24 protein-coding genes are annotated in these 26,102 nt (G+C 40.1%); 10 read left to right on the plus strand and 14 right to left on the minus strand.

Translation table 11 applies throughout. The annotated features are described in order from the left end of the window. Positions 1–127: 127 nt before the first annotated feature. The 3 genes from D7V92_RS19575 to D7V92_RS19590 form a co-directional block, all read right to left on the minus strand. On the minus strand, positions 128–1,234 hold the full coding sequence (locus tag D7V92_RS19575; RefSeq protein ID WP_121773584.1) for a site-specific integrase: 1,107 nt from the start codon (positions 1,232–1,234) through the stop codon (positions 128–130). 97 nt (positions 1,235–1,331) lie between these two features. Further along, complete coding sequence (locus D7V92_RS19580; RefSeq protein ID WP_065537820.1) at positions 1,332–1,946, minus strand: TetR/AcrR family transcriptional regulator; 615 nt, start codon at positions 1,944–1,946, stop codon at positions 1,332–1,334. A 411-nt stretch (positions 1,947–2,357) separates the two neighbouring features. Further along, on the minus strand, positions 2,358–3,233 hold the full coding sequence (locus tag D7V92_RS19590) for a DMT family transporter (RefSeq protein ID WP_005858170.1): 876 nt from the start codon (positions 3,231–3,233) through the stop codon (positions 2,358–2,360). A gap of 158 nt (positions 3,234–3,391) precedes the next feature. On the opposite strand from D7V92_RS19590, the gene D7V92_RS19595 reads away from it, so the two are divergent. Next, the gene (locus D7V92_RS19595) at positions 3,392–4,741 is read left to right on the plus strand and encodes an MATE family efflux transporter (RefSeq protein WP_036610481.1); all 1,350 of its coding nucleotides are present in this window, start codon (positions 3,392–3,394) and stop codon (positions 4,739–4,741) included. Beyond that, complete coding sequence (locus D7V92_RS19600) at positions 4,738–5,328, plus strand: Crp/Fnr family transcriptional regulator (RefSeq protein ID WP_048927774.1); 591 nt, start codon at positions 4,738–4,740, stop codon at positions 5,326–5,328. The genes D7V92_RS19595 and D7V92_RS19600 overlap by 4 nt, the downstream gene beginning before the upstream one ends. A 7-nt stretch (positions 5,329–5,335) precedes the next feature. Here the strand turns inward: D7V92_RS19600 and D7V92_RS19605 are convergent, their stop codons facing one another. The 3 genes from D7V92_RS19605 to D7V92_RS19615 form a co-directional block, all read right to left on the minus strand. Further along, positions 5,336–6,316, minus strand: a complete 981-nt coding sequence (locus D7V92_RS19605; RefSeq protein ID WP_048927773.1) for a FimB/Mfa2 family fimbrial subunit — start codon at positions 6,314–6,316, stop codon at positions 5,336–5,338. Positions 6,317–6,405: 89 nt separating this feature from the next. Continuing rightward, a complete protein-coding gene (locus D7V92_RS19610) occupies positions 6,406–6,591 on the minus strand; it encodes a hypothetical protein (protein WP_121773585.1) in 186 nt (61 codons plus the stop codon). Beyond that, positions 6,588–7,517 carry an IS1595 family transposase gene (locus D7V92_RS19615; protein ID WP_121773586.1) on the minus strand — a complete coding sequence of 310 codons (930 nt, stop codon included), beginning with the start codon at positions 7,515–7,517 and terminating at the stop codon, positions 6,588–6,590. The genes D7V92_RS19610 and D7V92_RS19615 overlap by 4 nt, the downstream gene beginning before the upstream one ends. A 159-nt stretch (positions 7,518–7,676) precedes the next feature. On the opposite strand from D7V92_RS19615, the gene D7V92_RS19620 reads away from it, so the two are divergent. Next, positions 7,677–8,102, plus strand: a complete 426-nt coding sequence (locus D7V92_RS19620; RefSeq protein WP_121773587.1) for a hypothetical protein — start codon at positions 7,677–7,679, stop codon at positions 8,100–8,102. Positions 8,103–8,364: 262 nt separating this feature from the next. Here D7V92_RS19620 and D7V92_RS19625 read toward each other — a convergent pair whose 3' ends face one another. The 8 genes from D7V92_RS19625 to D7V92_RS19660 form a co-directional block, all read right to left on the minus strand. After that, positions 8,365–8,790 (minus strand): hypothetical protein, encoded by a 426-nt coding sequence (locus D7V92_RS19625; RefSeq protein WP_122377521.1) that lies wholly within the window; start codon positions 8,788–8,790, stop codon positions 8,365–8,367. Between the two features lies 1 nt (position 8,791). Continuing rightward, complete coding sequence (locus tag D7V92_RS19630; RefSeq protein WP_057328672.1) at positions 8,792–9,100, minus strand: TRL-like family protein; 309 nt, start codon at positions 9,098–9,100, stop codon at positions 8,792–8,794. A gap of 528 nt (positions 9,101–9,628) precedes the next feature. After that, positions 9,629–11,305, minus strand: a complete 1,677-nt coding sequence (locus tag D7V92_RS19635) for an Mfa1 family fimbria major subunit (RefSeq protein ID WP_070103472.1) — start codon at positions 11,303–11,305, stop codon at positions 9,629–9,631. A 61-nt stretch (positions 11,306–11,366) separates the two neighbouring features. Continuing rightward, positions 11,367–13,163 carry a DUF4906 domain-containing protein gene (locus D7V92_RS19640; protein ID WP_199718926.1) on the minus strand — a complete coding sequence of 599 codons (1,797 nt, stop codon included), beginning with the start codon at positions 13,161–13,163 and terminating at the stop codon, positions 11,367–11,369. Beyond that, positions 13,160–15,946, minus strand: coding sequence for a fimbrial protein (locus tag D7V92_RS19645; RefSeq protein WP_121773590.1), 2,787 nt, complete (start codon positions 15,944–15,946; stop codon positions 13,160–13,162). Before D7V92_RS19645 ends, D7V92_RS19640 begins: the two co-directional genes overlap by 4 nt. A 338-nt stretch (positions 15,947–16,284) precedes the next feature. Then, positions 16,285–17,244 carry a hypothetical protein gene (locus tag D7V92_RS19650; protein ID WP_008774203.1) on the minus strand — a complete coding sequence of 320 codons (960 nt, stop codon included), beginning with the start codon at positions 17,242–17,244 and terminating at the stop codon, positions 16,285–16,287. Between the two features lie 237 nt (positions 17,245–17,481). Then, positions 17,482–18,441, minus strand: coding sequence for a hypothetical protein (locus D7V92_RS19655; protein WP_036610694.1), 960 nt, complete (start codon positions 18,439–18,441; stop codon positions 17,482–17,484). 87 nt (positions 18,442–18,528) lie between these two features. Next, positions 18,529–19,173 carry a Crp/Fnr family transcriptional regulator gene (locus D7V92_RS19660; protein ID WP_005866248.1) on the minus strand — a complete coding sequence of 215 codons (645 nt, stop codon included), beginning with the start codon at positions 19,171–19,173 and terminating at the stop codon, positions 18,529–18,531. Between the two features lie 114 nt (positions 19,174–19,287). Between D7V92_RS19660 and hcp the strand changes: the two genes are divergently transcribed. From hcp to D7V92_RS19695, 7 genes are all read left to right on the plus strand, one after another. Then, positions 19,288–20,934: a hydroxylamine reductase gene (gene hcp, locus D7V92_RS19665; protein ID WP_036610443.1), complete on the plus strand. Its 1,647-nt coding sequence runs from the start codon at positions 19,288–19,290 to the stop codon at positions 20,932–20,934. A gap of 55 nt (positions 20,935–20,989) precedes the next feature. Then, positions 20,990–21,847 (plus strand): pyridoxamine kinase, encoded by an 858-nt coding sequence (locus D7V92_RS19670; protein WP_121773591.1) that lies wholly within the window; start codon positions 20,990–20,992, stop codon positions 21,845–21,847. Positions 21,848–21,896: 49 nt separating this feature from the next. Continuing rightward, complete coding sequence (locus tag D7V92_RS19675) at positions 21,897–22,838, plus strand: ketopantoate reductase family protein (RefSeq protein ID WP_121773592.1); 942 nt, start codon at positions 21,897–21,899, stop codon at positions 22,836–22,838. A 400-nt stretch (positions 22,839–23,238) separates the two neighbouring features. After that, on the plus strand, positions 23,239–23,601 hold the full coding sequence (locus tag D7V92_RS19680; RefSeq protein WP_121773593.1) for a hypothetical protein: 363 nt from the start codon (positions 23,239–23,241) through the stop codon (positions 23,599–23,601). Positions 23,602–23,925: 324 nt separating this feature from the next. Further along, positions 23,926–24,057 (plus strand): hypothetical protein, encoded by a 132-nt coding sequence (locus D7V92_RS22650; RefSeq protein WP_255202274.1) that lies wholly within the window; start codon positions 23,926–23,928, stop codon positions 24,055–24,057. Continuing rightward, entirely contained in the window at positions 24,051–25,370 is a 1,320-nt protein-coding gene (locus D7V92_RS19690; RefSeq protein WP_121773595.1) for a radical SAM protein, read from the plus strand. The genes D7V92_RS22650 and D7V92_RS19690 overlap by 7 nt, the downstream gene beginning before the upstream one ends. 152 nt (positions 25,371–25,522) lie before the next feature. After that, the gene (locus D7V92_RS19695; protein WP_036610691.1) at positions 25,523–26,095 is read left to right on the plus strand and encodes a DNA-3-methyladenine glycosylase I; all 573 of its coding nucleotides are present in this window, start codon (positions 25,523–25,525) and stop codon (positions 26,093–26,095) included. The last annotated feature ends 7 nt before the right edge of the window (positions 26,096–26,102 follow it).

Consider the following 26,102-nt stretch of genomic DNA (forward strand, 5'->3'; position numbering starts at 1 on the left):
TCGTGTCGTTATTTCCTTTATCTTTGCCAAATCTTTGTAAGTCTCTGATTTATAGTTGTTTTAATTGCCTTGAATTTATTTATAACCGCACCTTATGGTGTCGTTCCTACATTCCTATAACTGCACCTCACGAATTATCCAGTGTATCAAGAGGATTAGGGATTTTTGCTTTATGGGCACTTGACACATGAAGATAAATGGTTGTGGTCTTGATGTCGTTGTGTCCCAGCAATTCCTGTATCGTGTGCAGGTCTGTTCCCTGTTCCAGCAAGTGTGTGGCAAAGGAGTGGCGCAGCATGTGTACGTGTACACGGTGTTTGATGCCAGCACGATGTGCGGCTTCTTTCAGCACTTTCACCAATGCACTTGCCGAATATTGCTCTCCGGGTGTTTCGCCCTCAAACAGCCATTTTTGTGGACGATACTCCCGAAAGTAGTGCCGTAGTTCTTCCAGCAATTTGGGTGAAAGGAGCGAATAACGGCATTTCTTCCCCTTGCCCATGATGCGAACCGACATTGTTTCACTGTTGATGTCCTGCGGGGTCAGGTTAAGCAATTCGCTTCTTCTAAGTCCGGCAGAGTAAACCAACGAAATCATGCAGTGATGCTTGATGTTGGAAATTTGTGCAAGGATGCGCTTAATTTCATTCTTGCTCAACACTTCGGGCAGGCTCTTGTACTCTTTGGCACGGGTGATACCGCCGTAGTATTGCCGTTTGCCGCCTTTCACCTGCTCGTAATAGAACTTGATAGCATTGATGCGCATATTCTGTTGCGACACCGAGATTTTCTTCTCGTTCACAAGATAGAGTATGTACTTGTTGATGTCCGGCACTTTCAGGCGGTCGATATTCCGTCCCTTGTGATATTCCATGAAGTCGCTGAAATAGGCACGGTATGTTTTGACGGTCGAGGGGCTGTAACGCTTCTGTTCCAGCAGTTCGAGGTAGCCTTTCGGCAGTGTGTATTCCCTTTTAGGTTTGGGATTCCGCACGTAAACCCGGCTGTAATCAATATAGGCGTGGGGCGAATAGCGGTCGTAGAAATCCGGCAGGCTGAAAGCGGCTGATGCCATGTATGCAGAGCCGTTGCCAGCCATTTCCATACCCGTGTCTTGGGCGAGCAGTTGGGTTACAGCCTGACTGTTCGCATATTCTATCCGTATGTAGTCTGCACCGTCCCTTGTTTCTTTGTGTAGCACGATGCTTCCTCTTTGTTTCTGAACCTTATCCATGTCGCTGAATTTTGCTTCATGCTCCAAAGATAAAACAAAAACGCCACATTTTGAACATACGTTCAAAAATTATAGAAGTTAAAAAAACAAAACTGTATCAGGCTTTAAGCAGCGAATAGATATAGCGAAAGTTTTCTGCCAGTTCGTCCACGTTTAGACCGTTCAGAAATGCTTGTTCGTATGACAGTCCTAAAAACATTTGCCGGAACATGGTAGCCGTTTTCTTCACGTCCGTGTCGTTTCTGATTTCCCCGCTGTTTTTTGCTTTTTGTATGACTTTCTCCCATAGGTCATAGTCTTGTCGGTAGATTTTCTCAATTTTCTGCCTGATGCCCGGATAGTACATACGCACTTGTGACAGGAAATGAAAGTAGTAGAAGTTAGGGCTACAATCATGCGGGCTGCTATTATCGTCAATCAGTTCAACAATCCTTTTCATGGAAGCGGCTACCCCCGCCACGTATTGCCCGATGAACTTCTCCAACGTATCGGCAGGAGCGGCAAACTTGTTTCCCGGTTCGTGCATTTTTAGCACGTATTTGTCTGCCACAGCCATGAACAAATCCAGCTTGTGCGGAAAATAATAAACGATGCCCGTTTTTGTCACTCCGCAGGCTTTGGCAAGCGTGATGATGCTTGCTTTCTCGTAGTTCATCCTGACAAATACTCCGAACGCTTTATCTATTACTTCTTCACGGTTAGTTATTATCATACACGTTTGTTTTTAATCGGTTACGAAGATACGGATTTTGTTTTAACCATTTGTACCCCAGTGCTTTTTTTTAGTGCAAGGTGCAAGTATATATTTATATATATAGCTTGCACCTTGCACTAACCCAAAAATATTTATTATCAGATATTTGCGAGTTTCAAAAGAATGCCGTATCTTTGAACCCGAAAGTTAGGCAGACAAACAGCGGTCAAAGTTGGACAGGCTTAACGGTTGAAAATCGTTACTGTTTCGTTACCTATTTGAAATTTTGAAAGCAAAGTAGCTGAAATATAAGCGGTTAGAGTTATAGGTTCAAAACCCGCTCTCTCCGCAGAACTAACCAGACAATGAACAGTTAAGTCCCACAAATCGTTGGATTTGTGGGACTTTTTAGATTTTTTGTTACCTACACTAAATCTTCTTGTTTGATCGAATAACACTTAGTGTTTGTAAGATGACAGACAATATTATTACCCCTAGCCCTATATAAAAAGCGGCGTTCAACTCTTTAGCCTCACTAAAAAGAAGCATAGCCAAGATAATGCTATAAATAGGTTCCAGATTATAACTCAAGTTTACCGTGAACGCAGAGATCTTTTTCAGGACTTGTATCTGAAGTAAATACAAACCAATCGTACAAACAGAAGCTAAAAGCAATAAATAAGTAAAATCTAATAGCCCGGGAACAATCGTCGATACAGGAAAATATCGCAAATAGAACGGTAAAATACAGGAAAGCCCGATAAAGCCACCTACCATTTCATACAAGAGCATGGTACTTGTTGAATAATTATTTCCGATCTTCTTATTCGTGATCGTGAACAAAGCCGCTAAAGCGGATGATATAATACCCAAACCTATTCCTAAACGATAGCGAGTATCGAAATGGAAAATCAGCACCACCCCGAATAAAGTCAACAAACTAAAAACAACCTCCTTGAAAGACACTCTATGACAATTAATCAATGGTTCTAGAAAAGCCGTAAAGAAACCTACCAGAGAAAAACAAACCACTCCAATAGACACATTCGAAGCCTTTATACTTCCATAAAAGAAAACCCAATGCAATCCCAGCAATAACCCTACTCCCCCTATTCTCAAGGCATCCCCGAAAGAAATTCGATTCAATCTTTTGCCGACGGATAAAACGAGTAAAAACAACAAAGACGCAAGCATCATACGATACCAGACCAATAGGGCTTCATTCAAGCTAATCAATTTTCCAAATATGCCCGTCGCACCTGCCAAAATAATAGATATATGCAGTTTTATAAATGCGTCTTTCATTATGTCACTATAATATTTAATTATGGACAAATGTACAAAGGAAATATAAGCTATCGAATTCAAACTTGATAAATACTCCGTTTTTTACCCTAATGGTAACTTTTTTCTAAATGGAGAAGCCTACTTTTGTGCCGCAAAAATAAAAAGAAAAGAAACTGATGATGCAAGACAGTATTGATTTTGGAACAATGAACATTCCGAAGTTGTTCCGTATGATGTTTATCCCTACCTTATTAGGTATGATCCTTTCCGCCACTATTAATATCGCCGATGGAATATTCGTAGGAAGAGGCGTAGGAAGTGACGCCTTGGCTGCGGTAAATATCGTGGCTCCTTTTTTCATGTTAGCAACCGGAATCGGGCTTATGTTCGGAGTAGGCGCATCTATCGTCGCCTCGATCCACCTTTCACACCAGAAAGTCAAGGTAGCGAATATTAATATCACGCAAGCGCTTTCGGTCTCATTATGTATTATGTTATCGCTTTCCTTGTTAGTGATGACATTCCGTGCTGAGGTCGCTCTTTTATTGGGTAGTTCCGAACAATTATTGCCCTCCGTATTGGAATATATGAACTGGATCGCCCCGTTCCTTGCCTTTTACATGTTATTGAATATCGGGTTATTCATTATCCGGTTAGACGGATCACCTACATACGCCATGTTATGCAGCGCTATCCCGGCCCTGATAAACCTAACATTAGACTATATTTTCGTTTTCCCATTGCATTGGGGATTAATGGGAGCCGCTTTAGCTTCCGCTATTTCCGTAATCGTAGGAAGTATTATGATCGTGGTTTATATCGTAGGTTTTTCTAAAGTATTACATCTTTACCGCCCTAAATTCTCGCTTAAAAGTATCTTATTGACAATCCGCAATATCGGATACATGGTAAAGCTTGGTTCTTCCGCGTTCTTAACTGAGGCAGCTATCGCTTGTATGATGCTGGTGGGTAATTATATATTCATGAGATACCTTGGGGAAGACGGGGTTGCCGCCTATAGTGTAGCCTGTTATTGCTTTCCTATCGTATTCATGGTGAACAATGCGATCGCCCAGTCTACCCAGCCGATCATAAGCTACAACTATGGCATACAGCAGTGGAAAAGAGTACGGCAGGCGTTTAAGTTAGCCCTGCTATGCGCTGTCGTGTGCGGAGGACTCGCCTGCGTGGGTACTATTTTATTCTGCCCGGAAGTCTCCTCCTTATTTCTCGGTAATCATGGCAACGCTTACGAGATAGCGGTCTCCGGCATTCCCTATTTTTCTTTGGGATATGTCTTTTTCGCTCTCAATATCGTTTGTATCGGGTACTACCAGAGCATAGAACGTTTCAAACCCGCTACGCTATTCACTATTCTACGAGGAATCGTGATTATCACCCTAAGTTTCATGTACCTACCTGTTGTCTGCGGAATTAAAGGTATTTGGCTGGCCGTACCTTTGTCGGAATTAATTACTTTTGTAATCATAGTGGTATACTATCTATTGAAACGTAGAAGAGCATGAAAGAGGAAGTTCGCCAGAAAGTGATGGAACGGTTTTCAATCTCTGAGCAGGCCATGCAGTTATTGCTGGAAAGCGCAGAGATGATGTCGTTTGTCCCCAAAGATATAATCGTACATGAAGGTGAGATAAACACGAATATGTATATCTTATCCAAGGGAATCTGGCGGGCTTATACATTTAATGATGGGACGGAAGATACCTTTTGGTTCGCCGTGGAGAGCGAGATCGCACTCCCGGTATGGGGATATACTTCCGGCTCTCCTTCTCTTTATACCATAGAAGCCGTTACGGAAAGCGAGGCGTATTGCCTATCCAAACAGAAACTAGAAATCCTATTTCAATCCTCCGTGCAATTAGCAAATATCGGAAGAAGGATTCTAGAGAATTTTATGCTTGAGATCGAGACTTCATGGTTAAGTTCTTACAAACGAACCGCCATTGAACGTTACGCCATTCTATTGGACAAGCAGCCCGAAATCATCCAATCCGTCCCCCTAAAATATATAGCATCTTATCTAGGTGTCACGGCTCAATCCTTAAGTAGAATCCGAGCGAAGTTAGCTAGTTCCTTAACCTTTATCGTGTAAAGCCCCTTCATATCCCCTCGGACTGGAGATACCACGTCCAGCCATTTATATTTACCTGTACGGCATTCCATGTATTATCAGCAAAGAAAAAGATAATCTTATATCTATCTTGGCGATCCAGATATTCTTGTACATCCATATTATTTCCCTCCATACTAGTCAAGGCTAAAAAATCTGTCAAATTAATATTGAATACCTTTTTGCCAGTAGACTTCTCCGTTACGACAAAACGTGTCGGCCGATCTTCCATCAGCCGCATCGTGTTCAACTCGACAGCTGCCGCCGATGATGACTTTTGTTCCATATAATAAGGTCGGAAACTTAACACATCATCCTCCAATAACGAGTTGTCATAGGCCAGATGGCCATTCGACTCGATGATCTCATATTCATAATCATTCATGTTCACATTCCAATTATCTCCGGAGGTAGCCCGGATATAACTATCGGAATAACCTTGAAAAACAAACCGTATCTTATTCGTATCTTTTATCAGATCAATCGTCTCAGTCTGATGGCTGGTCCCTGTAAAATCAACGTCACTGATATAACCATACCAAAGAGGCTCCAGTTCTTTACTGATGATAAGAGACTCCTCACGTTTCAGCCTTAACCTCATATCAGTAATCGTATTCTCTCCCCTAGGCGTATAAATATCGTAGGAGTCACGTGCGCCGGCCCAAGCCAGAAATTGGTATTCTCCTATCGGAAGCTTTACCTCCATTTGGTAATTGCCTGTCGCCAACGCTTCACCTTCCTCTACTTGACTGAACAGAAACTTTCCGTCTTTGTCAAATACATAAAGCTCCACTTTATCCACCTGCGTATGGAACGCATCCGTGAAAAGCATATTATAGTCGTACTTAAACTTGACAAATAAACGACATTCGGGAAGATCCTCATGAAACATATCGCAAGAGGTCAATATCCACGGACAGATAATAAGGATTCCCCAAATTGTATAACGTATAAGACGGTTCTGTTTCATATTTTTCTATTTTTCTAAGGTAATTATATACTACTTTACACTATCACTAAAATAATAAAAGGATACATGGTTATGTATCCTTTTATTATTCAATCGTTTTTCTCTTTTTTCTTTCCTTTCCCTTCTCTTTTAACATTCCAAGAAGGGTTTTTCTTAAAAAGAGGGTCACGAGGATCTGTTTTCGGATTATAGCTGAATATTTTGTCGGCTATCCGCTCCATCTCCTTTTTAATATCCTTATGTATTACTACTTCTATATCTTTCTTTTTTTTCATGCTACCATGTTTTTTAACTGTAAATACCTTAATCGATGTCCGATATTCTGCAAAAGTACGTCGAATCTTTCATATTCGGAAAGATGTTTGGTATTATACCTAAAAGCCGATGAGTCTACATATCTTTGCAAATGCTTCTTTGACACCCAATGATGGACACCCTTCAACGTTCTCTTTAAGTGTCCCCAGAATCCTTCGATCGTATTAGTATGTCTATTCCCAATGACGTAAGCGCCTTTCTTATGATAGACAACACCGTGATCGTATAGGTTAGGATCTAAGTTTCTATAAGCTTGCCATTCATCCGAGAAGATTGTAGATCCCGGGCATACAACATCGTTTATAATCGGAATCAAAGTTCCGGCTTTAGTATCATTAACAACCTTGGCTATAACAAAGCCTTCTCTTTGTAGCATACCAAATACCGGAACTTTGTCCTTACAACTCCTTCCCCTTGCGTTCTTTACCTTCTTATTGCTATGCTTATTCTTATTCACACCTCCTATATAAGTCTCATCCACCTCAACCTCTCCACTAAGACATTGGCTGGCATCTATATTGAAACTATTCTGGATACGCTGCAACATGAACCAAGCCGTCTTTTGTGTCACGTCAATGAATTTAGCCAATTGAACAGAAGAGACACCCTTCTTAGCGTTTATGACGATATAGCAAGTCAACATCCATTTCCTTAACGACACTTTCGTGTTCTCGAAGATCGTGTTTGTCCGGACATTGAAATACTTTCCCGTATTCTTGCACTTGTAACGGTTTCCCTTACATTTATAAACTTTTGAGTTCGGATCGTATGGAGACACGACATGATCACCCCACCTCCTCTTTTCAAGAAAGTCTATACATGACTGTTCGGTTGGGAAGAATTTCACTAACTCATCAATAGATTTAAAATGATTCTGTTCAAACATAACGATCTGATTTTTACCCTATAAAGATAATAAATTCGTTTCAAACCAGCAACCAAACCATACTCCAATACAATCTCATTAAAATTGTTTTAGTTTTAATTAGGATTGTTTAGAAATAAGATTGCTATATTTGAAAACAAACTTTAAAATCTAATATTTATGTATACAGATATCGTTAAGGTAAAAGGAGTAAAATGTACCATCTATCATGATGAAGAGCCATTTCAACAATTATTAGAAGAGGATTCTTTCGATTTTTGTATAACTGATCATGATGAAATAACTCAGTGTAACCAAGTAACAGTAGGAAAGGTGTTTGCAATTACATCATTTATCAAGATAGATGACCGTATTTCCACTTCTAAATCTAAAACAATAGTCTCGTTAAATTATATAGCTCTTGATTTATGTCAAGAACTGGCTCAAATTCATTTGAAAAAGCATATTGATACTTTAAAACTTATATATAAGAAAACTGTGAATGAAGAACAACTGATGAAACAACTTAAAAGCAACTTGGAAGAATATTACAGGAATCCAAGAAAGCATCCCACTCATCCTTTGATATCCTTTTCGCATCCTTAAAATAAAGGGCATATCTAGGATTATCTGGAATTACTACTGCACAATATCCTTTTTGATTAATAATTTTTTTTATTCTATCGTTACCGTGAAAATAAAAACCTTCAAGAAGATAGATATACTCCTTGTCTGTTAAATTCCATAATTTTTGATAATCTTCTACAATTTTCATGCTCGTAATTTTTAAAAGTTAATAAATATGATAAAACAAAAGCGGGACTAGCCTAAATCTAATCCCGCTTATCTTTTAATTTTACTGTTTAGTCTACTCATCCATTATTCTGAATAGCTCGAATGAGTAAGTATCCTCATGTGTTAAGCCGTGCCCAGCGTCCCAGATCCCGTGATGTGTTAGGATCATATAAGATTTTCCTTTCATTTCCACGGTCCACTCTGAGTATATTGCATTATCAAACTCCTTATCAAAAACTATACTCATCGTATTTGGATCAAATTCATATGTGAATCCATCTACGCTAACAGTATTGTTTCTTCTATCAGTTGTTTTTTCATACCCAGTCCCGTCTTCAAAGAACGCATATACCATTTGTTCTTTGCCTGCTTCTCGAAGCCACATTCCTACGATAGAGGTATTATTGCCAACTACATTTTCGACACTAAAACGATCGTCATCGTGGCAAGAAATAAGCAGGAAACATGATACCGCTAATAAGTATATGATACGTTTCATGTTAATCCCCATAAACCGTTATCGTATACTTGGCGAACAGCCCTAAGACGCTTGTTGACTTCTGATCAATATGACTGATCTTTGTGATACCGCCGTCTTTAGCCGCTTTTTGTACGCTTGCATCCCCGAATGCGAACCAGCCCAAGACGCTTGTTGCCGTAGCCTCTCCTTTCTTAGATCCTAAAGGATTTGAGGTTACTGAGACTGGTGATTGAGTCTCTTGATAGACATAACCTGTTACCGGAGACTTTACCGCTGCGCAACTTGATAACAAGAATGCCGTACTGATAAATAAGAATGCTTTTTTCATTGTGTGTTTGTTTTTGCCCTCCCTGTCCCCTTCGTTCGGTGGTTTCTAAATAAAAGAAGCGTGGGGACTATTGGATGTTACCGTATTTGAGGCTCTGGACTGCCCACCACTCGATAACAAACAACAGCCCCACGCCTTATGATTGTGTATAGTTTGCCCCTAGAGGTATAAATATAACAACATAGGCGTAGGAGGCATCTTTGTCTATTATCCCGAGTGGTTGAAATTGTCCAGATTTCAAATACGAGATAATATCTTAACGCTTCTACGTCTTTATTCTAATACGTGGGGCAAAGATATAGATATTTAGAAACGCAAACAACCCTATAACATACTTTTTAATGCTTTATCATAGGGGCGATCAATAAAAATGAGATTTGTCTATCTTTTTATAGGGAGGTGTAAACTGGTATATAATTACCTTTTCTAATTAATCCTTACTCTAATTAAAGGGAGTTCCCAGAAGGAAAAAACACTGTTTGGAAACTCCCCTTTTCTAACCTGCGATACCTAACTAATAACCTAAAATCATAAGATCTCCTCTTGGCTATACCAAGTCCACGGGTTCACGTTAATCTGGATAGACAACCATGTCTCATCATTCTCATCTGGCGTATCTGGGTCCGGATCCGGAATAGTAGGATAACCCGGATTATTAAATCCCTTGATATTAATATCATAAACGGAATTACGCACAACCCCAAACTCTCCAAACTCATTCATCGCCTTATCCGAGTCATCATGTTTAATCATGATCTTGTAATAACTTACACCACCATCATAATAAAAGACCGTACCATAACTACCCGCCCCTTTATTCTCTACGGCAAGCCTTGCGTCTACAAATTTCTGTTTAAGTGCCGCAGCCTGCGTTTCTGCGCTTTGACCGGATTGCTTAAATTCATCTCCGGTTGGAATAGTAACCTCCTTGGAGGAATCCACGTATTTTACATACCGGTTGAAGGCTGTTGATATAGAGGTTGGATAACCGTCAGGGTTCCCATCCTTATATTTCTTTGTCAACTCATTTTCTATCCAGTCCATCAAGGTATCATATGTATAGCTTACGCCATTTACGATCATCCAAGACTCACCCTCTCCCACATCAACCGTACCGCCATCTAATTTTTTCAGTTTCTTCGGCGCGAAGTTCGCTTGTAAAAGGACTTGGGTCGTATAAGCATGGTTGTTATACTCTTTTTCTTGTGTATTCTCCAGACAATATTCAGTAACGGGATTAGATGCTGAACTTATCTCATTCCAAGATATGGCAGATGCGTTCGTCGAAGCAGACACAAAATTGTAATTATTCGTATACGCCACTTGATTCGCCTCGTTCCACTCACCGATATTCGTATTGTTGTAATTCGGGTCTACCCGGTATGAACCGATCTCATACCTATCGAATGGAGTGACACAAGTACCGCGAGCATCCGGAGTATTGGCAGGATCTTCATTCCAAGTCTTAATCCTCCTCGATACAGGATAATACCATTTATTAGTAACGTTCAGAATCCATTTCGGGCTATAGATCGATGCCGTGCTATTATCCATAGCGCCATCGCTGGTATATACACGTACTTTAGCGACAACACGATCTATATAAATCGCTAGCGGATTCTTTACTGCGACATCTTGGCTCTTATAAAGAGTTAAGTTTATCGTATTTCCCGAGTTATCCGAAGGTTCCAGATGACCTTTTGAGTTTGTCATCAAAAATGTTCCTGTTTTCGCGACACTCGTTGTTATCGACTCATCCTTCACCGCCTTGTTCACATCCACGAAACTAGAGCCTTCCCCGACGCTGGAGAAACCGGCACCCGGATTCGCGATAATCAGTATTGTCTTAGAAGTAGCCGGAATCTGAAAAGCCTTACTGCTACTGCTTGCGCCGGAAGATGTCAAATCACCGGAACCGGTACTTAGGTCTATCACTTTTGTAACTAGACTCGCATCTTGATCGCCATCGAAGAAAATCGCTTTAACATCCTCAATCTCATATTCGCCTGTTATCGCATTCTCTTGATTAGGGATATTCAATCCACGGGTAACGGCGGCGGGAGTCTTAATATTCAAAGCCACCCACGCATCGCCCGAAGGATCGGTTACTACATCGCTATTCCCATCCGAAATAGCATGGTCATCACTACACGCAGCAAACACTAGCGTCGCAAGCGCAAACATAAAAAGTCTTTTCTTTTTCATTTTACAACAATTAAACTGTTTCTAACTAAACACTTATCACTTTTTATCTCTTAGTCATCTTTTAATCCGTCACGACCGTTTGGGATAATTGACTAATATTTAACTTTATACGTTGTACAGAATTAGTATTCGAGGATACACCGGGATCTTTTATAGTAGTCAGGTATATAATGCCACTTCTCTGTTTGGACATTGTATTCCCCAAGACTTCAATATAAATTGTCCCATCATCAACCGTGATCTTATCCGTGTCCTCCCGTACAGCGCCGACGGAAGGACGCAGCTTTATCCAGCTCTTAGGATCATCCGCCCCATCTTCCACATATGCGGAAAGACAATAGTAGTTCATATCAAAACTATCGCTGCTATCCGCAGCCGGCATATATTTAATTGTCACTCCAGCCGCCGGTATAGCATATCTTTGCCTAATACGCACCGTCTTTTCGAGAGTCCCCAATTTCAGCGTGATATACGCATGATCTAACAAGCCATTCGATATTTGAGCTTCCACAGCCGTGATATTCGGATCTGATGTCGTATCATCCACGATCGGTATTCTCGCTCCATTAGATGGGTTTACCAGCAAGGGTACCCCAATGCCGACCTCGTTTCCATTATCACTAATCCGGCAGGCATTCGGAAAACGAGTCCGGCAATCCGTAATCAATTTAAAAACCTCAAAATTAGCACCCTCACTCGTATAGGCGATAAATACCGAATTACTGACTCCCAGAAAGAAATCGTTGTTCGCTACAACTTCGTATGAGTCTCTATTATCAACTGAGATCTCATAATCCAGAGCTGTGTTGGAAGGTTTAGAGGCTTTTGCATCTTCTACCGTATCATAGCCGGGACCTTTTGCCGTAACAATAGTGAATTGATAAGAATGATTACGTTGTAAATCCATTAACTGGACATCCTTATTGACGATCGCCATTTTATAGAAATAATCCCGTCCCCCATACGCACCTTGAATAATCAAGTGTGTATTATTCCGCATATCAGACTCATATAAATAGACTGGATCATTCTCAGTACTCTCCCCCCCATCTATGAAATCTGCCTGAACCAATAAGGATGAATAAGCAGCATCATTCCTGTATTCAGTCAAATTAGAGGTATTATCCCTAATGAGACCATCCAGCGTATGTAACGGTCCTTGCCTAGGTACATTCATAACCGCCACAACTCCTTTTAGCTCAAAGTTCGTCGCCTTATTGACAATTACCGCCCGGGTAAGCATCAAGGGCGTTCCGTCCGTATTCTCGATCTTTGTTGTATGATCTATCTTATCTACTTCCAGTAAATAACTCATCGGGATCACTTGCCCGTTACCACTATAAGGAATGACAGAAACCGAAGGTACCGCCAATGGAGCCGTCAGCATATTCGTACAGAAATCAGCCAATGTCGTCAAACCTTGCATCAATTGGGCAGAAAATCCAGTTTCATCGAATCCATATTCCGTAACCGCATCCCCATAATAAAATCTATCGGGTGAATTAGCCAATATCAATAACTGATATTTACTGTCATTCGATTGTTTAGTCAATATCACATATCTTTTTCCCGCTAATTCAAAGGCTTGCACGGCTTCCACAAAAGTAGCGTTAGGCCCTTCCCCTTTGAAAACAAACATCCATGGGTTCTTACCCACCGTACCCTCATCCATAAGTCCTTTTGTTGACGGGAGATGGTACGAATTAGCACGAGCAAAAATCTCCAGCTGTACTTTTTCAGAAAAGACCTCTTCCTCTCCTACCTGTTCAGATAAAGCAAATTCATGCTCACAGCCAGATAGCATTAATAGGGATAACAGAGCCCAAAAACCGATCATATGCATACTAATTATTCTCATTCTTTCACGCAACGAATTGTAAAACCAAATTGATGACTCGAAGACTTGGGAGTTGTCGCTAAATAATTATACTCTATCCCCCAAATATTACCGTGAGCAGAACCTTTCTCTTCTCCACTTGACGTATCAGTCCACCCCGGAGCCGCTGAAGAAGACCAATAATACCCTGTCTCACTCGCATATTCCAAACTACCATCCGTATGCCATCTTCGGCCTGCGGCCGGAAAGAAAATAGAGGCGTTATTGTCCGGATTAAATATCAAGACACCCCCATAAGCCGCTTCCGTCGTATCTAAAGACACTCCTTTATACTTACTGACCTTCCCCGAACCTCTTTCTATACCATCGATCATATCTCGTTCCACGATAGGACGCCTGTCGAAAAAACCATCCGCATAGAATCCGTACTTGATCTCTTCCAGAATCTTAGGAATATATTTCTCCGGTTTATTCTGTGGATCAATCGGTTTTTCAGCCGTCACCCAATTTCCATCCCCTTTCATTGGATTACGGAATAACGACATTCTTATCTCGGATTTATATACATCATTATAGGTATAACTATTCAACACAATCCTATCCAAGGGACCGTCGCTTGGACGATGATAACCCGGGGGACAGATCTCGTAATAATCTTTCAGTTTATCCCCGCTCGTAGCATCCCAAAAAGTGGGAGTCTCAATACGTCTTATCGGCCATTCCGATAACTCCCACGTAGCACTCTTATTATTCACGTTGGTAGGGTGATACGCACGAAGTGCTAAAGAAGCATATGCTACCGGTAATCCCCATTGAAAATGAGCGCCGGCTTGAGTCGGATACTTAACAAAATCAACTTGATCAGTGCTTTTATCTATCTGCCTCCATTCATCCTTTGTATCAACATCATTTAAGAATGACCGAGCTGTCAAATTGTACGCACTAAATTTTACACCTAAATCCGGCCCCTCGTTTGTACCCCTCCGCATTATATAATCAGGCGCCTCTCCTTGGCGGACATATAAATCAGTTTCGTAAGTCGTCCCATTTTCCGTATAAGAAAGCTTTACGACACCATATCTAGGCACTCCTTTTCTAGGATTCTTGCTCTTCAATCCTATCCGGAAGTAAACACGTCCTCTTCCTTGTACAAAACTGCCTGTCTCACCTTTCTGTGAATTAGGAATAACCGGATAGTCTTCCGGATCTCCCGGAGAACCTGTTCCAACGTTAGGATCAAAGCTAGGTGTCGAGCTTATCACTATAAAATCCTGATATTCGGTTGGAACTTCCACACGCCACTGATACCAATAACTCCACTTGTTCCCACTAATTATCCTTTCTCCACTTTCATCATCCTTATAGAAAGCCCCTACATAAGGGTTAGACCATAGATGATTCGTTGAATTAATATCAAACGGATAACGATTTCCATATTGACTGACCTTTACAGTTATCGTTCTCCGAATAGCGTTCTTCCCCGAGAAATCTTCCGCAGCCATCAATGTAATCTCATAGGTTTCCTTACCTATAATATAGTTTGGCAAATCAAGTAAGATATCCATATAGCCCGCTCCAGTACTCGGATCATACGAAATCCTCTCATCAGCGTTCGGCTGCCACTCTTGACTCGACAAAGCGTTAAACACCTCATTCGTTTCCTTATAAGTGTTTGTACTTAGCACTTTTACTTTATCAAAAATCCTCACAACCGGCATATTGGACGAGAAAGAGATTCGTGCCCCGTTAAAATCGGTAATATCGACCTCCGTATGTGACACATTTAGCACTCTATTACCAGATATATTCCAATCATTTGCTATTGAATCCCAATCCGATGCCTGTATATTCATCTCCAAGGGTTGTTTAATGATCCCGGTAAGATCTAGCTTCGTATTTTTAGGCAAGTTATAATCAACCGGCTCTAAGTTTATTTTCAACTCACAGGAGGGATTATAGCTATCCTCCATATCTACCGTAAAAACCACCGCATTTGCCGGATCGTTCTTTCTCTCCAACTCATTAGAGGGCAAAATAATACGAGTGATCTTCCGAGCCCAATTCATTCCGGGAATATTTGGAGTAACAGAGGAGAAATAATCACCATCTTCTCTCAATGTAAAATTACGTGTTACATTCCTCTCAATAGTAGAGCCACTATATTGAGCTGTCAATGGGATCAAATTAGGGATACCACTAAATATAACTCCATTAAAAATATCATCGAAATTATCTGCCGCCTCCAAAACAACATCTACTCGAACTCCCAGACGATTAAGGGCCAGTTGTAATAAAGAAACCGTTGTCCCATCACTCAATTTAGCCCCTTTACCTTTTGGTAAAACCTCTACGTTATTTATTTCCTGCATCATTGGGATCGATTTCTCCGAAGAAAAAGAGCTTGCGGGATAAGCGATAAGATTCAAATCGTCATAACGTGAAAGAGTGTTCAGTTTATTGGCTATAACGTTATCCGTCGGTTCATTCGCCAAAAATACGAAATCATAATTCCCAGCTACGATTGGATGCCGGATGATATTTTCTATCCATTGATTCTTACTATAGTGAATATTAGATATGCACGCTCCCGTTGTCTTATTGAAAGCCAAAACACGAAGCGTATTCACGTCGTAGTCCTCTTCGCTACCCGAATGAGTCGTATTTTGAGAATCTATATTCCTAATAGAAATATAGGCTCCTTCCACATTACCGCTAATCATTGTCTCATCTGTACATGAGAAAAGGATTATCAATAACAAGACTGCCACGAAACCTTTATATATTTTACACTCTTCCACTATCATAAAAATTGCTCTAATGTTATAATGCAAATATCACGATATAAAAAGTCACAATAAACTAAATATGCGCCCAATAATGACAATATGAATCACAGTTTACATCTAATTATGCAATTATTTTTCAGACCGTTACAGTTTCCAGAAAAACAAGATCAAAAGGCTCTATTTTTCTATTATACGCAAGACTCTTATCAAACAGTTCCGATTATCGAAACAAATCACATTAATAAGAATCCACGAAAAAGCCCTTAAACGAAAGATCGCTTAAAGGCTCAATAAACATCCCTTATAATATTCATTTATGTAGAAATTAGGTCCGTTATATTTCGTCTTATCTATAATTATAATATATCAATAACCGATCTCTGTCTTTTTATAAAATCGATACGTTGTGCCTCTCCACTTTCGGATATTAGGATAGAATGGCGTTTCAATGCCTGAATCCAATCTCGTTGCATTTTACAAATCTGCGGACTTTGGGAGTCCATAGAATTGATTGAATAAACTCGTAGCATACTAATTTGGAAATCCAGCTTCTCTATATAAGTATAGGTTGCCTCAAAATCAATGCTTGATAAGTAGAAAAACACCTTATGGCCCTCACTGAACTCTCCTGTGATAGATAAAGCCTCCATATGAGTAAGTAATTGATAAAGTTCCTCTTTCAAGCACAGAACATCCTCTTTCGATATCAAATTCAGGCAAGCAAAGTATTGGACCTCTTTCACGAAAGAAACAAAAATATTCATATCCCAGATAAAACTGGTTTTCGGACAATTCTTTACGCTATAACTTAATTTTTTATGTACATTTATAATTCGTTCTTCCACCACCATCCCATATAGAGAATTTGGAGTCTTTATCTGTCCATGATGATATAACCAGCGGCAAAGACGGAACTTAGACAGATATTCAAAAGAGGAATAAAGCGTAAAAGGCAAAACATTCGATGCCGTACAAACCTCCGTACTCTTATCTCCTTTCACATAGTCAAATATCCGTAAGTAACGATCAATAATCTCATAATAACTTTCTATCGCATTGGCAGACCGGAGCAAGTTCATATCGAAAGTCACTCTATTATGCAAGTGATTTCCTATGATCTGATCTATGGAGATCCCTAACTTATAGGAAATTTGCGCAACCTCATCAATCGTAAAAGCGACCTCTCCCCGAAGCCTGCGGTACACCGCCTCTCTCCCGATACATAAAGTATCCGTCAAGAAATTAGCAAGATTTTGTCCGGGAGGAAGCCTATCTTTCATTGCAGTTATCAATTCATTTACAATACTATCTTTCATTGCCTTATACCTTATTTCCAACTATTAATATTCCTTGATACATTTGGCAAATGTAAAACATGTAAACGATAGTTTTGTACGATAAAGCAAGCCTATGAGAATTGTTCCTTTTCTAATTAAAGCAAACACAGACAGAAAAAGATAGAAAACGAAATTAAACAAAAAAAGCACCTATAAATTTCGAATCGCACAATCGGAAGATCTAGGTTGTTTCATTTATCGAAACAGGTTCAAACCCTAAAGCGTATTTATAATCTCCCTTTGTCTATTGAAAAACTGGATACGTTGCATCTCTCCACTCTCGGAGATCATGGTAGAGAACTTTTTTAAAGATTGAATCCAGTCTTTCAAGCTATTAAACATCTCAGAATCCTGTGTCGTAATAGAATTTATCGAGTAAACCCGTATCATACTTAACTGCAAAGATCTTGTTTCCAGATAACTATACGTAGCCTCAAAGTTAATATGCGATACATAAATTCGTACACTATTGCCAGCCTCGGTCTTTCCTCTCATGGCAAGTTCTTCCAATTCATCCACCAACACTAATAACTCCTCTTTGATACGTTGTATATCCTCACAGGAAATAAGATGGATATCGGAGAAATATTTAATGTCATTGACCAAATGATGGAAGATCATATTATCCCAAATATAATCCGTAGAATGGATATACTGTGTCAACGATACAAATTCTCTTTGGGTATCAACCAGTTTTTCCGGTATCTTCAGATTCTCAAAATGATTGCATTGGATATGCTTATTCTGATACATCCACTTAAATAAACGAAACTTTGACAAAAGGTCATGCTTCAAATAAAGGGTCTGAGGAATAGTATTGGAAGAGGTACCCAAAGCCGTAGTAGGATCATCCTGAAAGGCCCTAAAGATCTTCACATATCTAGACAAGATCGTAAAATAAGCATTAAAAGGATCATCGTGATCTACCACATTCAAGTCGAACACGGCATTGGCACTAAAACTAACCCCTACTATTTTATCCAATGACACACCCAATTTCCTTGAGATAAGAGCTGCCTCTTCCAAGGTGAAAGGAACCTCGCCACGTAAGCGCCTATAAATGGCTTCTCTGCCAATATAAAGGGTATCCATCAACAGATTCGCCAAATTTGTCTTAGGGGGAAGTTTTTCTTTTAAAGCTTCAATCAAGCCTGTATTTAATTCATTTATCATCATAACCATGTCGAATGAAAAATCATCTACTCTAGTAACATATATAGAGAGGAAGTTGTTTCGAGAACAAGTACATTCGTAGATGGATTTTCAAAGCACGTAGCTTTTCAGCTTATTCATATCAACTATTTTCCCTTCCCGGGAAATAGCCCCTTCCTCTATCATTTCCGAGAAACTACGGGCCAATGAAGGACGGGCCACTCCAAAATATTCCGAAAGCTCTGTTTGATTACGATCCTGCTTATAATGGTCTCCTTGAATACGTTTAAGTATATAGTAAGCCAGTTTACCTTTAATGGTCTTAATCGATAATAATTGAAGACGTTCAGAAAGAAATTGTGTCCGGTTGGCGTTAAAAGCCATATAGCTTTGAAGAAAATGCTCGTTTGTCGCCAGCAAACGCATCACCGCATTCTTAGGTATTAAAATGATCTCGCATTCCTCCAAGGCGATAACATCTACCGGGAAGCGATTATTTTCCGCAAACAAAAATGCGGAGGCCAAAGGAGTAGGCGCCGATAAAGTCTCCACTTCCAAAATTGTCCCGCTTTCGGTGATCATCTCAGTCTTTACTCGTCCTTTACTCAATAGATAAAGCGAAGATAAGGCATCTCCCTGACGAGCCACCCAGTCACCTTTCTTAAACGACCTTGTCGAATAATCCAACGAACTGAAAAGAGCGGTTTGCTCTTCCTCAGACAATTTTCCGCAAATAGGACACAAACTCAGATTCATAAAACTTCCTTTTGCGGATAAAGATAAAGAAAATAATCAAAGAGTGTAACAACTGTTACAGGTTAAACGATCTTCTATCCCCTACATTCGCGATAAACTTATAAAATAAAAGCTATGTTCTGTTATCAATGTCAAGAAACCGCCCAAGGAAAGGGCTGTATATTAAAAGGTGTATGTGGTAAGACCGCCGAAGTGGCCGGATTACAAGATTTACTGATGTACTTAATGAAGGGAATCTCCAAACTAACAACGACTTTACGCAAGCGAGGCGTGGAATCAGCCACGGCCAATAAGTTCATCGTCGACGGACTTTTCATGACCATCACAAACGCCAATTTCGATTCATCCAGATTCGTCTCAAAGATCAAAGAAGCCTATCAGCTACGGGAGAACCTTCTCGACGAGCTACATCGACAGGGAATCCATCCATCCTTAACCTGCGATTGTCTGACTTGGAAATCGGACAAAGTAGAGGAAATGGAGGTCAAATCGAAAGAAGTAGGTATTCTCGCCACAGAAAACAAGGATATCCGCTCTCTACGAGAATTACTCACTTATGGGGTAAAAGGTATGGCTGCCTACGTGGAACACGCTTACAATCTAGGCTTCGAGGATACCAGCCTCTATGCCTTTATCCAAGACGCCTTGGTCGCAACGACTCAATCGGACCTGACCGTCGCCGATTTAACCCGATGGGTACTCACCTGCGGCGAATACGGAGTAAAAGCCATGGCCTTATTAGATAAAGCGAATACTTCCACCTATGGCAACCCGGAAATTACGAAAGTGAATATCGGCGTAGGAAAGAACCCGGGTATACTTATCAGTGGGCACGACTTGAGAGACATTCAAGACTTGCTGGAACAAACCGAAGGTACAGGCATAGATGTCTATACACATAGCGAGATGCTTCCTGCACATTATTACCCGGCTTTCAAGAAGTATAAGCATTTTGTAGGAAACTACGGTAGCGCCTGGTGGAAACAAACATCTGATTTCGAGACATTCAACGGAGTTATCCTGTTTACGACCAACTGCCTTGTCCCTCCCCGTTCTTCCGCCACTTATGCCGATCGGGTCTATACGACCGGCTCTACCGGGTTCGAAGGATTCCCACATATCGCCGATCGTAAGCCCGGAGGCTCTAAGGATTTCTCTGCGTTAATCGAACACGCAAAGAAATGCGCCCCTCCAACGGAAATCGAACACGGAGAAATCATCGGTGGATTCGCTCATGAGCAGGTATTCCAATTAGCCGACAAGGTTATCGATGCCGTAAAATCAGGAGCGATACGTAAATTCTTTGTCATGGCAGGTTGCGACGGAAGAATGAAGAGCCGTAGCTACTATACCGAATTCGCCGAGAAATTACCGAAAGATACCGTCATATTAACCGCCGGTTGTGCCAAATATCGTTACAACAAACTGCCTTTGGGGGAGATCAGAGGTATTCCACGGGTATTAGATGCCGGACAATGTAATGACAGTTACTCATTGGTGATGATCGCCCTCAAGTTAAAAGAGATCTTCGGGCTGGATGATGTCAATGAATTACCTATCGCATACAATATCGCATGGTACGAGCAAAAAGCGGTAATCGTATTACTCGCCCTACTCTACCTAGGCGTAAAAAACATTCACTTAGGACCGACATTGCCAGCGTTCTTGTCGCCGAATGTAGCCAAAGTATTGGTCGATAATTTCGGGATCGCCGGAATAGGTAGCGTGGACGAAGACATGGAACTATTTCTAGGAAAGTAAAATAAACCTTTCCCGATCCGCTCTTGTTTTCCTATCACATTTTAATCGATTCAAGATGAATAAGGAACAACAAAAAAGAGTAGCCGCCATTCATGACCTATCGGGATTTGGCAAATGTTCATTGACAGTTGCCCTCCCGATCCTCTCGGCGGCAGGAATAGAGACAAGCGCCTTACCTACGGCCATACTTTCTACACACACAGGAGGTATTCTCGGCTATACTTATAGAGACTTGACGGAAGATATGCGTCCGTTCATGAAGCATTGGAAAGAATTGGATATCCGTTTCGACGCCGTCTACAGCGGCTTTCTTGGATCTTTCGAGCAATTAGATATCGTAAAAGAGTTCTTCTCCCTTTTCAAGCGGAAAGATAACCTGATTCTAGTCGATCCTGTCATGGGCGATAACGGAGAACTATACAAGATATTCACCCCTAAATTCGCCAAAGGAATGAGATCCCTTTGTGAAAAAGCGGACATTATCGTACCGAACCTGACGGAGGCCGCATTATTGTTGGGCGAACCCTACCAAGCAGGTCCCTATACCAAAGCTTATATCGATGGTATTTTACATAAACTAAGTCAGCTAGGCCCTAAGCAAGTTGTCTTGACCGGTGTCTATTTCGACGAGAAAGAACTGGGAGCCGCCACTTTCGATATGGAACGAAATGCGACAGAGTATGTTTTAACAGAGAAAATACCCGGTTATTATCATGGTACGGGAGATGTTTTCGCAAGTGCTTTACTATCCGGTTTGTTAAATAATTTCAACTTGGAGAGATCTGCGGAAATAGCCGTTCGCTTTACGACAGAAAGTATTCTTCGAACATTCAAGGCGCAAACGGATTATCGCTTTGGCGTGAACTTCGAACAATCCATTCCGGATTTACTAAAAGAACTGAAACTGATATAAATGAGAGCCTTTTTTTTCTCATATTTGCAAATAAAAGGAATATAATAGTATGGCTAAATTAAGAATAGCGTTTTCTGGTATCGGTGCGGTGGGTGGTTATTACGGAGGTATGGTCGCCGCCCGCTATCAAGGAACAATAAAAGCAGATATCTTTTTTATCGCCCGTGGAGAAAATCTAAAGGCTATCCGTGAAAACGGTTTACAAATGCAACTAGGCATCCGGACAATCCATACGGCTCCGGCACTAGCCACCGATAATCCCGCCGAGATAGGGCCGGTAGACTACCTTTTCTGTTGTACAAAAAGTTACGATCTAGAAGAAAACATCCAGCAGCTAAAGCCTGTTATCGGACCTGAGACCGTTATCATCCCCTTGCTAAACGGATTGGATATCGAAGAACGAATCCATAATATACTACCCGAACAAGAGGTCTGGAAAGGATGTGTTTACATCGGTTCCCGCTTGACAGAGCCGGGTGTTATCGAGAAATTCTCCTTGAAAGAACGTATTTTCTTCGGCAACAAAGATGCAAACAAAGATAAGCAAACCGAGTTGCTTAAATTACTTATGTATGCCCGGTTAAACGCTTTTAATCCAGCGGATATAGACCTACGCATCTGGAAGAAATTCTTCATGATCTCTACGGCGGCTACGGCTACGAGTTTCTTCAACCAGCCCATTGATGAAGTACTAGCCCAACATATCGACCTGTTCATCGCTTTGGGTACGGAATTAAAAAGCGTAGCGGAGGCTATGGGAGTCCGTTTACCCGATGACATCGTCTATACTTCCATCGAGACGCAAAAGATGATGCCGGCCGGCTCCACGACTTCCATGCATAGTGATTTTCTCGCCGGGAAAAAAACAGAGTTGGAAACATTGACAGGATATGTAATTCGTCAAGCGGAGAAGCTCGGCGTTGATGTCCCTACTTATCGATTTATGTATAACGGATTGTCTTTTTATCCCTATCCGAAAAATCAGCAATAACCAAAAAGATATAAAAAGGAGATAAAAGGAGATGGCAAAATCGCTTGCCATCTCTTTCTATTAGCTGTTTTTTATAGACCTATCACATAAACCATTTCATCACTGGCGATCACAATCCGATCTCCGGATATAGACCATGCTTTTACATCCTCTAATACGGGTAAGTCCACATTTTCGGTCCCTAAGAGAAAGCAGGCCGGGATTAAACTCAAAAGAAGCTGAATAAAAAAACAAGAAAAATTTAAATAGATTCCTTAGTAATTAGTATTTTTGCATAATACGTATATCTTATAAAAAATTGTGTATATTCAAGCGTTATCTACAAGCGAATGAAAGCACAGTAAAGAAAATGCCTGAAATGACAATTTGGTATAAATTATAGTCTAAAGATGCAAGAATTATGAAGAGTAAGGAAATTTTCAAAATTACAAAAATGGTTTCAACGTTGGTGAGAATTTTCATGCTTGTAATTGCTGCATTGCTAATTACAAGTACAGTTTATGCACAAACAGAGCAGACACCTCAAGGGCAATACACAATAGATCCAATTTTACTTTCTGCTATAGCCAACATTATCACTGCATTTATCGCACTATTGACAGTTATTATTTATATAAAACATACTCTTTATTTATCAAAGCAAACAATAAATGCAGAGAAACAATTAAAAATTCTTGAATTTCGTTTAGAAAATGACAGGCTATCTAGGCAAATGTCCTTTCATTCTGAATTCCAAAAAAAGTTACGAGAGATACAAGTCTAAATCAGTAAACTAACAGCAAGATCAGATAATACAATTGATAATAAGCAACTTGACATTCTTTTAAATCAATATTGGTCATTAGTTTTTGATGAGTGGTTCACATGTAGAAACGGTGGTCCCGACTTAAAATTGCTGTGGGACAAATACTATAAACCTGCTGTTTCTTTTGCTTTACAAAATACACTTTATAAACAAAAAATTGAAAAAGAATTTAATAATGGACGATCATTTCTAGGTCTTCATAGAGAATTTAAAAAAGAAATCAATGAACTTTCTTGGGAAGCAACAAAACAAGTACTTATCTCAAATTACATCTAATTAAATATGGCAAAGAAACAAAAAAAATCGGTTAAGAAAAGACAGCAGGAGCGGCAGGAAAGAGAACTCATGAAATTGCTAGACAATCTGATTAAGGAACAAGCGGTCAATTCATCGGAAATTCAAAGACAATGTTAACTAAGAATGATATAAGGTATATTATTCGTAAAGAATTTTTCGGCGGGATTGTATGGGATTCAATACATAAAGATTACTATATGATCTCACTAGGCGACTTTTACAAAATCGAAAACGAGGGAAAACTTGAAAAAGGTGATTTGTCAATTAATAATAACTATAGACTGACGCCCTATAATGTGCGGGATGGGTATCCCGGTTTTCCTTTAAGAGTTCATTTAGCATTGAGCGAAAAGTGTAATACTAAATGTAACCATTGTTTCTTTACACAAATTTATTCATTAGGAAGAAAAGGTGGCGAACCTATCTCCACGCCGGAAATTAAAAGTTTAATAGACGAAATGAACGATCATGGTTGCATGGAGTTGTTCATAGGTGGTGGAGAGCCTTTTATGAGATCCGATTGGTTTGAGGTGTTTACGTACGCAAATGACAAAGGTATTCAATTGTATATATTTACAAATGGCATTGCTGTTAATGAAGAGATTATTTCCAAGTTGAATTCGCTGGGGAATATTGGATATTTAAGCGTGAGCATGGAGGGAGCAGATAAAAAGGCATACTCATTATTGAGACAAGGAGCCTTTTGGAACCCTTTAATAACAAACTTACAACTACTCGGAGAATATGCCAACTTCCCTGTCTATGTACGGTATACGGCAACCTCAATAAATATTGATCAGTTTAATGAGATTGTTAATCTAGTGACAGAAATAGGGAGAGGTAGAATAGGAATTAAAGTTCGTCCAATTTTACCAGCTGGAAACGCAGTTAAAAATAAAAACCTACTAATTGATTATAAAGAATACCTTGTATTTTTGCTTAATATTAAGAACAAAATAAATTCTACGATAGACATCGATCTTTCTGTACATAAAGATGCGAATCCAAGAAATAAATTTTATAGATTTAGTAAAAAGACAATCGGTATTTCAAGGTTTATCCCTGTCTATACGGGTTTTGGCGGAAGTGGAGGTTACACTAGTGTTTATATTGACCCATTTGGGAATATCCAAGACTGTGTAATGACTTACGGTCGTTTTGAATCAAGAAGTGTTGATAATATAAGAAACAATGGGCTTTTATATCAGTGGGATAATGCCAATCCAATTATTAGTAAAAGAGACTTAGCCGGTAATAGTGAATGCTATTCTTGTGAATATTATATTTGGTGTAGAGGAGGATGTAGGGCAAGAGCTGTGTACTCATATCAGGATATAAACGCAAAAGATCCTTGGTGCTTTAAAGACTTAGCTGAAAAATGTACTAAAGAAGAACTTGAACAGTTGCTATCGGGACTCAATGAAGGCTAGTTGAAAAAGAAAACGCAAAACACTCCGAATACGAAAAAAATGAAATGAATTTTGTCATAAAATGTTGTATCCACAATAGATAGTTTTTTATTAAAGCTTGGCTCGACACTGTGAATCCACTATCTTTACGGCGTACTAAATGTGTTATGATTATGCAAGATATAATAAACGGACGTTGTGGTTGGTGCGGAACTGACGAGTTGTATATGAGATACCATGATCAAGAGTGGGGGAAGTTGGTGACCGACGATAAAACACTGTTCGAGTTTCTTGTGCTGGAAAGTTCTCAAGCCGGGTTAAGTTGGATAACTATCCTTAGGAAGCGTGAGGGATATCGCAAGGCATTTTGTGATTTTGATATCGAAAGAGTGGCGCAAATGACCGATGAAGATGTTGAACGGTTGATGCAGTTTGAGGGAATTGTGAAAAACCGTCAGAAAATTAAATCGACAATCACAAACGCAAGGCAGTTTCTCTCCATACAGAAAGAGTTCGGTAGCTTTTATAATTACACCCTATCATTCTTTCCTAACCAAAAACCGATTATCAACACCTTTCAGTCATTGAGTGAGATTCCGGTATCATCTCCCGAATCCGAAGCCATGAGCAAAGATATGAAGAAACGAGGATTCAAATTCTTCGGAGCCACAATTTGTTACGCCCACCTACAGGCTTCGGGATTTATCAACGATCATCTGGTGGACTGCGTTTGCCGAAAAAGATAATAAAAAA

It is taken from the genome of Parabacteroides sp. CH2-D42-20 (genome assembly GCF_003670185.1).
GTDB classification, from domain to species: Bacteria; Bacteroidota; Bacteroidia; order Bacteroidales; family Tannerellaceae; genus Parabacteroides; species Parabacteroides distasonis.